Below are 9,609 nucleotides of genomic sequence, written 5' to 3' on the forward strand. Positions count from 1 at the left end.
CGCGATGGCCGCGAAGGATGAGGCGAGCGGTGTCGAGAGTCGGTATTTCAACGGCATGCTTGGCAAGAGGCATCGTCAGCGTATCCCCCATGATCATCCCGATGAATAATGCGGCCACGCCCAAACAAAAAGAGCGGATCGTTCTCGACCCGCCCTTTCCTGTGTTCGATGTGATCCCGACTAGAACTTCGGTGGTCCGAGGTCGAGCGGAGGCAAGGCGCCGCCCGGCGAATCAAGCAGGAGATTGTCGAGCTTCTGCTGCACGGCGGCCGGATCGACGACGGTACCGGAGCCTTTGTAGTGCATCACCATCTGCGGGAAGATCACCACGAGCGCGACCATGATCAACTGGATGATCACGAATGGAATGGCGCCCCAATAGATCTGGGCCGTCGTGATGGGCTCCATGCGTTTGCCCGTGACGCGATCGGTATAAGGCTCCTTCGGCGCCACAGAGCGCAAGAAGAATAGCGCGAAACCGAATGGCGGATGCATGAACGAGGTCTGCATGTTCACGCCAAGGATGACACCGAACCAGATCAGATCGATGCCGAGCTTCTCCGCCGCGGGGCCGAGCAGCGGCACGATGATGAAGGCGAGCTCGAAGAAGTCGAGGAAGAACGCGAGGAGGAAGACGAGCACGTTGACGAAGATCAGGAAGCCGATCTGACCGCCCGGAAGCGACGTCAGCAGATGCTCGACCCAGACGTGTCCATTGACGCCGTAGAAGGTGAGCGAGAACACGCGCGCGCCGATCAGGATGAACAACACGAACGCCGAGAGTTTCGCCGTCGCGAACGTCGCTTGTTTCACGAGCTCGAAATTGAAGCGCTTGGGGTTTTTGTCGAGCTTTCGCTTGATCGCGGCGAGGATCAACGAACCGAGCGCGCCCATGGCGCCGCCTTCCGTCGGCGTGGCGACGCCGATGAAGATGGTGCCGAGCACCAGGAAGATCAGCAGGAGCGGCGGCACCATCACGAACGTCACCTCCTGCGCCATGTTGGACATGAGACGCACGCCGGTGAGGCGTTCGATCAGGCCGACCAGGAAGGCATAGAGCGCGCCGGCTGCGATCATTTCCATCAGCAGGCCGAAATTCCCGTGTCCACCTTGCTTCAACCAAAAATAGGCGCCGACGAGAATGATCGTCAGGATGGCTGAAGCCGCGATGCGTTTCGCGCCGAGAAAGAGGTTCAGCAAGGCGCAGATCAGCGCGACGACCGTCGCCGTGCAGATCGTCAGGATGACGAAGTCCGCGCCGGCCTTGGTCTCGGTCTGGGAGAGCACGTAATAGCCGACGAGACCCGAGAACACGACGAGGATACCGAGCTGCCAGACGCCGCGCGCGCCGTCCGGCTCGCGGAAGCCGATGGCGTCGAGCGGCAGGCCTGGAACCGCTTTGGGGCTGACCAGCGAAACAAGGAAGACGTAGGCAGCGTAAAGTCCTGCGAGAATGATGCCTGGTAGGAAGGCGCCTTCGTACATGTCGCCGACCGAGCGTCCGAGCTGGTCCGCCATGACGATCAGGACGAGCGAAGGCGGGATGATCTGCGCCAACGTTCCCGAGGCGGCAATGACACCTGTCGCAACCCGTCTGTCATATCCGTACCGCAGCATGATCGGCAGTGAGATCAGTCCCATCGAGATGACGGATGCAGCAACGACGCCGGTGGTGGCGGCAAGCAGTGCGCCGACGAAAATCACCGCGTAGGCGAGACCGCCGCGCACCGGTCCGAACAACTGTCCGATGGTGTCGAGAAGGTCCTCCGCCATGCCCGATCTTTCGAGAATCAGGCCCATGAAGGTGAAGAATGGAATGGCGAGCAGCACCTCGTTCGACATGGTGCCGTACACGCGTTCCGGCAAAGCCTGCAGCAATGGCCAAGACAGCGTGATGGTCTGCGGAGCGAGGGGCGCCAGTTCTACGGCGAGGAAGAAGAAGAGCAGGCCGTTTGCGGCAAGCGAAAAGGCGACGGGATATCCGAGCAGCAGAAAGATCACCAGCGTCGCGAACATGATCGGCGCGAGGTTCTGAGCGATGAACACAGCCATGGGCGAGAACTCCGAGAAAAAAGCGAGGGCGGTTGCGACTAGCGGATGATGTCGCCCGGGGGTTCGCCGCCTTGCGGATTGACCGGATCGGCCAGGGTGCTGAGTAGACGTTCGGCTTCGGCTTCGGCGCTGTGCACGATCTCGTGCTCGTCTCGAAGATCACCGCGCATGATGGCGATGCGTTTGATGAGCTCGCTCAACCATTGGAAGAGCAACAGAGTGAAGCCGAGGAAGATCAACCCCTTCGCTGGCCAGATCGCAAGTCCGCCCGCATTGGAGGAGACTTCGCCCGATCGAAACGATCGCTCGAAATACGGAATGGAGAGATACGTCATCAGAGCGACGAAGGGGAAAAGGAAGAAGAGCAGCCCGAGCATCTCGATCCAATCCCGCTTCCGCTTGGAAAGCGAAGCCGAGATGATGTCGATGCGGATGTGCTCGTTAGCCTTGAGGGTCCAGGGTGCGCAGAGCATGAACACTGCGCCGAACAGGTACCATTGCAATTCGAGCCAAGCGTTCGACGAGACACCGAAAATTCGGCGGATGATCGCATTGACGGCCGAAACCAGGATGGCGATCACGATCGCCCAGGCCGCCGTCTTGCCAATCCGATCGTTGATGTAGTCGATGGCGCGGGACAGTTTCAAAAGTGCTGTCACCTGTTTCCCCTACAAAGCTAGGTATTTGTGTTGCTTAGGGCTTTGACTAACCAACTTTAAGCGCGGCCGCTAGAGCGTCCCCTTGGCGACCGCACTCGACTTAAGGCGAGTATCGCAGCGTATGCCTATGTCGAAAAGCGTGGCTGCCTTAAAATGATGCAACGCGAAGGCGAGACGAGCGGCAATAAAACTCTGGCAAATAGGCTCGTTTGATAGGTATTAATTCAAGAAATTGGACGCTTAGCTCCAGTCTGTAGGAATGGCGTCCGGACTGAGCCGGTCCTATATTGCTCTCGAGTCTATCGAAGTAACTGTATCGAAGGGTGGCAACGTGACGCTTCTCACTGTGGGTCTGCTTCTCTTCCTCGGCATTCATGCCTTCACGATGGCGCGCGGATCCCGCGCGCGGCTGATCGCACGGATCGGCGAAGGGCCATACAAGGGCCTCTATTCCCTCGTTTCGCTGCTTGGCCTCGTCCTGATCGTGATCGGCTACGGGCAGTACCGGCAGGGCGGCTACATTCCGGTTTGGGATCCACCCGTGTGGACCAGGCATCTGGCCTTGCTCCTGGTCTGGATCGCCTTCGTCTGCTTCGCCGCGGCGTATAGTCCCGGCCGGATCAAGCGGCACCTGAAGCACCCCATGCTCGTCGGTGTGAAAATCTGGGCTTTGGCCCACCTTCTCGCCAACGGAGATCTAGGCTCGATTCTCCTTTTCGGAACGATCCTGATTTGGGCCGTCCTCGCGCGCATCAGCATCAAATACCGCGACGAGGCTCCCGTACACGGCGCACCGACGGAGACGTCCACGGGCATCAGGAACGACGTGATCGCCGTCGTCGTCGGCACCTTGCTCTATGCCGCCTTCGCCCTCTGGCTCCATCCCTGGCTGATCGGCGTGCCGGTGCTGCCGTCACTTGCTGGCTGAAACCCATGTCATCGCAATCCGACATCCGGCGCCTCACCGCCCCTGACATTCGCGCCCGCAAGGGCGGCGAGCCGATCGTGGCGCTGACATCCTATCATGCCCATACGGCCCGCCTCGTCGATGAACATGTGGACGTGATCCTGGTCGGCGATTCCCTCGGCATGGTGATGCACGGGCTGGAATCGACCGTGCCGGTCACGCTCGACATGATGATCCTGCAGGGGCTTGCCGTGATGCGCGGCTCGAAGCGGGCGCTCGTCGTCGTGGATCTGCCGTTCGGGTCCTTCGAGGAAAGCAAGGAACAGGCCTTCCGCACGGCCGCGCGCGTTCTCAAGGAAACCGGCTGTGGTGCGATCAAGATGGAGGGCGGGAGGCAGATGGCGGACACCRTGCGCTTCCTATCGGAGCGCGGCGTGCCGGTGATGGCCCATATCGGTCTCACGCCTCAGCACATCAACACGCTGGGCTCTTTCAGGGCGCAAGGGCGCGACAGGGCGGATTGGCCCGGCATCCTGGCCGATGCGACGGCCGTCGCCGAGGCAGGCGCATTCTCGGTCGTGGTGGAAGCCGTGGCCGAGCCCTTGGCGCGGGAGATCACCCAAGCGATTGCCGTTCCGACGATCGGGATTGGCGCGTCGGTCGCGTGTGATGGGCAAATCCTGGTCTTGGAGGACATGCTCGGCCTGACGCCGAGCGTGCCGAAATTCGTCAAACGGTTCGGCGAACTCGGCCCTCACATCGCCAGTGCTGTCGAAGCCTATGCGGAAGATGTCCGCAATCGGACCTTCCCCGGACCAGAGCATACCTACGCCGAGAAGAAACCTGCGACCTGACAGGCCTCTCGCCTTCCACGGGTCTGTGTGGTAGGCGACCGGTTGGTTATATAAGGAGGCGGCTTCCAAGCCGCGGGGAGACATATGGCGCCGAACGACGAGTTCATCCGCGAAGTCGACGAGGAATTTCGTCGCGATCAGATCGCGCAGATCTGGAAGCGCTACAATGGCGTCATCATCGGTCTCGCCGTGCTTCTTGTCGCGGCCGTGGGCGCCTATCGCTACTGGGAACATTCCCAGGAACAGCGTGCTCAGGTCGCCGCAGAGCGCTACGAGGATGCGGTCAAGCTGGTCCGCGACGACAAGAGCAAGGAAGCGGAAGCCGCTTTCGAGGCGCTGGCGAAGGAAGGCGAGGGCGGATATGCGCTTCTCGCACGGTTCCGCCTCGCGGCAGAACTCGGCAAGCAGAACCCAGAGAACGGCGCCACTGCCTACGATGCCCTCGCCAACGACGCCAAGGTCCCGGCGCTCTGGCAGGATCTTGCCCGTCTTCGTGGCGCGTGGCTGCGTGTCGACGGCGCGGATCAGGCCAAAGTGCGCCCCGTCCTCGAGCGGATCGCCGTTCCGACGAACGCTTGGCGGCATTCCGCGCGCGAGCTTCTGGGTCTTTCCGGTTTGAAAACCGGAGATATGGATTTCGCTGGACGTTGGTTCGATCAGATCGCCGCCGATCGTGAGACGCCGCAGGCCCTGCGCCAGCGGCTTGAGATCTACACGGCCCTTGTGGCCGGCGGTCCCGTCACTGCGACCCAATAAGCAGGTGAAGACATGACGCCTACCGTCGCCATCGTCGGACGGCCGAATGTCGGCAAATCGACATTGTTCAACCGCCTCGTCGGCAAGAAGCTCGCCCTCGTCGACGACCGACCGGGCGTAACGCGTGACCGTCGCGAAGGCGATGCGCGCCTGGGCGATCTCGAATTCCGCGTCATCGACACGGCCGGTCTCGAAGAGGCCGACGAAACCTCGCTCCTCGGCCGCATGCGTGCGCAGACGGAAGCGGCGATCGGCGATGCCGATGTGCTTCTCTTCGTCATCGATGCGCGCGTCGGCATTCTGCCGGCCGACCGACCGTTCGCAGAATTGGTTCGCCGTTCCGGCAAACCCGTGATCCTCATCGCCAACAAGGCGGAAGGCGGGGCGGGGATGGCAGGCGCCTACGAGGCGTTCTCTCTCGGCCTCGGYGATCCCGTGCCGCTTTCGGCTGAGCACAATGAGGGGTTCTCCGATCTCTTCGAATCCTTGATGCCGCATTTCCCGCATCCCGACGATGTCGTCGACGACGACGACCACAGCGGCAAGCCGATGCACGTCGCCATCGTCGGCCGTCCGAATGCGGGCAAGTCGACACTCATCAACCAGATGGTGGGCCAGGATCGACTGCTGACCGGCCCTGAAGCCGGCATCACGCGCGATTCCATTTCGATCGAATGGGAATGGCGCGGCAAGCCGGTGAAGCTGTTCGACACGGCGGGCCTGCGCAAGCGATCGCGTGTCGAGGACAAACTCGAAAAGCTGTCCGTTGCCGATGCTCTGCGCGCCATTCGCTTTGCCGAGGTGGTGATCGTGCTTCTCGACGCAACGATCCCATTCGAGAAGCAGGATCTCTCGATTGTCGACCTCATCGAACAAGAAGGCCGTGCGCTGGTGATCGGTCTCAACAAATGGGACCTCGTCGCCGACAAGCCTGGCCTCTTGAAAGAGTTGAAGGAAGAGGCGCTGCGTTTGCTTCCGCAAGTGAAGGGCGCGCCTGTCGTGCCGCTGTCCGGTCTTGCCGGCACCGGCATCGATCCGCTTATGAAGGCGGTCATGCAGGTTTATGAGACCTGGAACAAGCGCGTCTCGACGGCGCGCATCAACCAATGGCTCAGCGACGCGCTGGAGACAAACCCGCCGCCGGCGGTGTCGGGTCGACGGATCAAGATCCGCTACATGACGCAGATCAAATCCCGCCCGCCGACTTTCGCGCTGTTCGGCAACCAGCTCGACGCGTTGCCGAAGAGCTACACGCGCTATCTCGTCAACAGCCTGCGCGAATCCTTCGAATTGCCGGGCGTCCCCGTTCGCATGCTGTTGCGCATGGGCAAGAACCCATTCGACAAAGAACGGAAGTAGACCTCAACGGGTCATGGCCGGGCTTGTCCCGGCCACCCCGATTGGTGACCGGCAACGCCCTTCCATATCGAGATCACCGGCACGAGGCCGGTGATGACGTCGCGACACAAAGCCCTGAACGGCTAATCCCGCACTTGGCACACCTTGCGAATGCCGGGCGCGGAATCGCCGAAGACGCTATTGCTGCAGGCGACGCCATTGCGAAAAGCGCCTTCAGCGAAGCGGCCGTCCGCGCCGTATCGAACGCGCATCCGACCTTCGAAATTGCAGAAGCCGTTTTCGAGCGCGCATGTTCGCCACGCGCTGCGTTCCYCGCGGCCCAGCCTGACGTAGTCCGACCGTCGATCGTAAKGACGCGGCCGTTCATATCGGGGCTCATTGTATTCCGAATGTTCGTATCGCGGCCGCTCGTAGGCCGGCCTGCCGTAACCTCCGCCATGCCCGCGCGCGACATAGGCACAGCGCTTGGGCGTTCCAGGCGCGGGGTCGCCGAAGACATCGTTGGAGCAGGGGATGCCCCGATCTCTGACGTCGAGCGCAGTGCCACGCCCCGGAACGCCGTAGATCACGCGGGTCGGGTACGGCACGCTGCAATATCCGTTTTCCTGGGCGCACGGGACGAGGCCCTGTGCAACGGCCGCAGGCATCCCAATCCAGAGGCCGGCGGCGACCGCAGCCATCGTTACAATCGGACGAAGCATGGTTCAGTCTCCTTCATGCGCCTTGACCATGAGAGGAAATACTTAAGAACGGAATAACATTTCGTCGATTTCTGATCCTTGATGCGACCAGTTTCCGTGGATGCTTGGATCGAGACAGGGCATGATGGCGAACGGTGATGAGGTCACCGAATTCGAATACGGAATGCGCCGATGTCTTCATCCCCCATCACCGCTATTGGTTTCGACGCCGACGACACGCTTTGGCAAAACGAACAATTCTACAGGTTGACCGAAGAGCGGTTCGCCAAGCTTCTGTCCGACCACGCGACGGCGGAGCATATCGCGTCCACCTTGCTCGAGGCCGAGAAGCGAAATCTGCGGATCTACGGTTTCGGGATCAAAGGCTTCACATTGTCGATGATCGAGACGGCGATCGAAGTGACTGAGGGACGGGTCGCGGCATCGGTGATCCAGGAGATTCTCCTCACCGGCCGTGAATTGCTCAACCATCCCGTCGAAACGCTGCCGCACGTGCGCGAAACGCTCGAGCAGTTGGCGGGCGCGTACCGCATCATCCTGATCACGAAGGGCGATCTGTTCGATCAGGAGCGCAAGCTTGCGCAATCCGGTTTGGGCGAACTTTTCGACGCTGTCGAAATCGTCAGCGACAAGACCGCCTCGACCTACGAACGGATTTTCACGCGACACGCAGACGGCCCGCGCGCAAGCATGATGGTCGGTAATTCCCTGAAATCAGACATCGTCCCGGCCCTCGAAGCGGGAAGCTGGGGCGTGTACGTGCCGCACGATCTCACGTGGTCATACGAACACGTCGACGAACCCGCCGACGCGCCGCGCTTCAAACGCATCGCGCATCTCGGCGAGCTGATCGAAATGGTCGAAAGTCTTTAGGCGGTGCGCCCTAAGCTGGCATCTGCGGCGTCAGCACAGTTCCACCGTTGGGAAAATCGTAGATCTTGCCGCTCTCCGTCCATGAGGGCAGGGCCAGCTTGAGAATGTGCGGCGCGAGATCGTCCGGAGTCTTCAGCTTCAACGGGTCTTCGCCGGGCATCGCCTTCGCGCGCATCGAYGTGCGCAGCGCACCTGGGCTGACCAGCATGGTCTTGATGTTGGTCTTCACCGTCTCCGCCGCGTAGGTGCGTACGAGCGCTTCCAGGGCCGCTTTCGAAACCGAGTAGACGCCCCAATAGGCGGTGCATTTATGCGCTGCCCCGGAGGTCAGGAAGATCGCGCGGCCGGCGTCGGATGCGCGAAGCAGCGGGTCGAGAGAACGGATCAGGCGGTAATTGGCCRTGACGTTCACCGCCATCACCTCATCCCATACGGGCTGATCGATATGGGTGATCGGCGACAGTTCACCGAGAACGCCCGCGTTGCCGAGCAGGATGTCGAGTTTGCCCCAACGCTCGTAGATCGACGCGCCGAGGCGGTCGAGCGCATCGAGATCCTTCAGGTTGACCGGAACGAGCGTCGCCGAACTGCCTTTGGCGCGGATTGCATCGTCGAGGTCTTCCAAGCCGCCTTGCGTGCGGGCGAGGGCGATGATGTGAGCGCCGGCTTCGGCAAGTGCTAGCGCGGCCGCGCGACCGATGCCGCGCGACGCGCCGGTGACGACCGCAACGCGGCCTGTGAGAGGCTTATCCATCGTGTATCAGTCGGCTTCAGCAAGAAGAGAAAGGCGACGCGGTGTGGCGACCGCGAGATCGGTGAGGGGCGTCGGGTAGTCACCCGTGAAGCAATGGTCCGTGAATTGCGGTTGTTCCGGATTGCGGCCCTTTTCGCCCATCGATCGATAGATGCCTTCGATCGACAGGAACGCCAGCGAATCCGCGCCGATATACTGGCGCATCGCTTCGAGATCGTGCGTGGCGGCGAGAAGCTTTTCCCTCTCCGGCGTGTCGATGCCGTAGAAATCCGGATGGGTGATCGGCGGGCTCGCAATGCGAAAATGCACTTCCTTCGCACCGGCTTCGCGCATCATGCGCACGATCTTCACCGAAGTCGTGCCGCGCACGAGGCTGTCATCGRCGAGAACGATGCGCTTGCCTTCGATGGCGGAGCGATTGGCCGAGTGCTTCATGCGCACGCCGAGTTCGCGTACGGATTGCGTCGGCTGAATGAAGGTCCGGCCGACATAATGATTGCGGATGATGCCGAGTTCGTAGGGGAGACCGCAGGCCTGCGCGTATCCGAGCGCCGCTGGGACACCTGAATCCGGCACCGGAATCACCACGTCCGCTTCCGTCGCCGATTCACGCGCGAGTTCGCGGCCCATGGCCTTGCGGACCTCGTAGACGCTGCGGCCGTTCACGATGGAATCCGGCCGCGCAAAGTAGATG

10 protein-coding genes are annotated in these 9,609 nt (G+C 61.5%); 5 read left to right on the forward strand and 5 right to left on the reverse strand.

What is annotated here, in order from left to right; genetic code table 11:
- Positions 1 to 180: 180 nt before the first annotated feature.
- Positions 181 to 2,052, reverse strand: a complete 1,872-nt coding sequence (locus AC1DT3_RS05540; RefSeq protein ID WP_477464247.1) for a TRAP transporter large permease — start codon at positions 2,050 to 2,052, stop codon at positions 181 to 183.
- 38 nt (positions 2,053 to 2,090) lie between these two features.
- On the reverse strand, positions 2,091 to 2,711 hold the full coding sequence (locus AC1DT3_RS05545; protein ID WP_477464248.1) for a TRAP transporter small permease subunit: 621 nt from the start codon (positions 2,709 to 2,711) through the stop codon (positions 2,091 to 2,093).
- 331 nt (positions 2,712 to 3,042) lie between these two features.
- Between AC1DT3_RS05545 and AC1DT3_RS05550 the strand changes: the two genes are divergently transcribed.
- From AC1DT3_RS05550 to der, 4 genes are all read left to right on the forward strand, one after another.
- Positions 3,043 to 3,639 (forward strand): NnrU family protein, encoded by a 597-nt coding sequence (locus AC1DT3_RS05550; RefSeq protein WP_477464249.1) that lies wholly within the window; start codon positions 3,043 to 3,045, stop codon positions 3,637 to 3,639.
- 5 nt (positions 3,640 to 3,644) lie between these two features.
- Positions 3,645 to 4,472, forward strand: a complete 828-nt coding sequence (gene panB, locus AC1DT3_RS05555) for a 3-methyl-2-oxobutanoate hydroxymethyltransferase (RefSeq protein WP_477464250.1) — start codon at positions 3,645 to 3,647, stop codon at positions 4,470 to 4,472.
- Positions 4,473 to 4,556: 84 nt separating this feature from the next.
- Positions 4,557 to 5,228, forward strand: a complete 672-nt coding sequence (locus tag AC1DT3_RS05560; protein WP_477464251.1) for a tetratricopeptide repeat protein — start codon at positions 4,557 to 4,559, stop codon at positions 5,226 to 5,228.
- Between the two features lie 12 nt (positions 5,229 to 5,240).
- Complete coding sequence (gene der / locus AC1DT3_RS05565) at positions 5,241 to 6,587, forward strand: ribosome biogenesis GTPase Der (RefSeq protein ID WP_477464252.1); 1,347 nt, start codon at positions 5,241 to 5,243, stop codon at positions 6,585 to 6,587.
- Positions 6,588 to 6,709: 122 nt separating this feature from the next.
- On the opposite strand, the gene AC1DT3_RS05570 is transcribed toward der, so the two are convergent.
- Positions 6,710 to 7,288 carry a hypothetical protein gene (locus AC1DT3_RS05570; protein WP_477464253.1) on the reverse strand — a complete coding sequence of 193 codons (579 nt, stop codon included), beginning with the start codon at positions 7,286 to 7,288 and terminating at the stop codon, positions 6,710 to 6,712.
- 171 nt (positions 7,289 to 7,459) lie between these two features.
- On the opposite strand from AC1DT3_RS05570, the gene AC1DT3_RS05575 reads away from it, so the two are divergent.
- Entirely contained in the window at positions 7,460 to 8,161 is a 702-nt protein-coding gene (locus tag AC1DT3_RS05575) for an HAD family hydrolase (protein WP_477464254.1), read from the forward strand.
- A gap of 10 nt (positions 8,162 to 8,171) precedes the next feature.
- Here AC1DT3_RS05575 and AC1DT3_RS05580 read toward each other — a convergent pair whose 3' ends face one another.
- Complete coding sequence (locus tag AC1DT3_RS05580; RefSeq protein ID WP_477464255.1) at positions 8,172 to 8,915, reverse strand: SDR family NAD(P)-dependent oxidoreductase; 744 nt, start codon at positions 8,913 to 8,915, stop codon at positions 8,172 to 8,174.
- Between the two features lie 6 nt (positions 8,916 to 8,921).
- The coding region (locus tag AC1DT3_RS05585; RefSeq protein ID WP_477464256.1) for an amidophosphoribosyltransferase at positions 8,922 to 9,609 on the reverse strand (688 nt) is incomplete at its 5' end.

This window comes from Microvirga sp. P4_G7, assembly GCF_056401005.1.

Excerpts from the sequence above, each read along its gene's own strand:
- AC1DT3_RS05540 (WP_477464247.1), bottom strand. The coding sequence starts at position 2,052 with ATGGCTGTGTTCATCGCTCAGAACCTCGCGCCGATCATGTTCGCGACG.
- AC1DT3_RS05560 (WP_477464251.1), top strand. The coding sequence starts at position 4,557 with ATGGCGCCGAACGACGAGTTCATCCGCGAAGTCGACGAGGAATTTCGT.
- AC1DT3_RS05575 (WP_477464254.1), top strand. The coding sequence starts at position 7,460 with ATGTCTTCATCCCCCATCACCGCTATTGGTTTCGACGCCGACGACACG.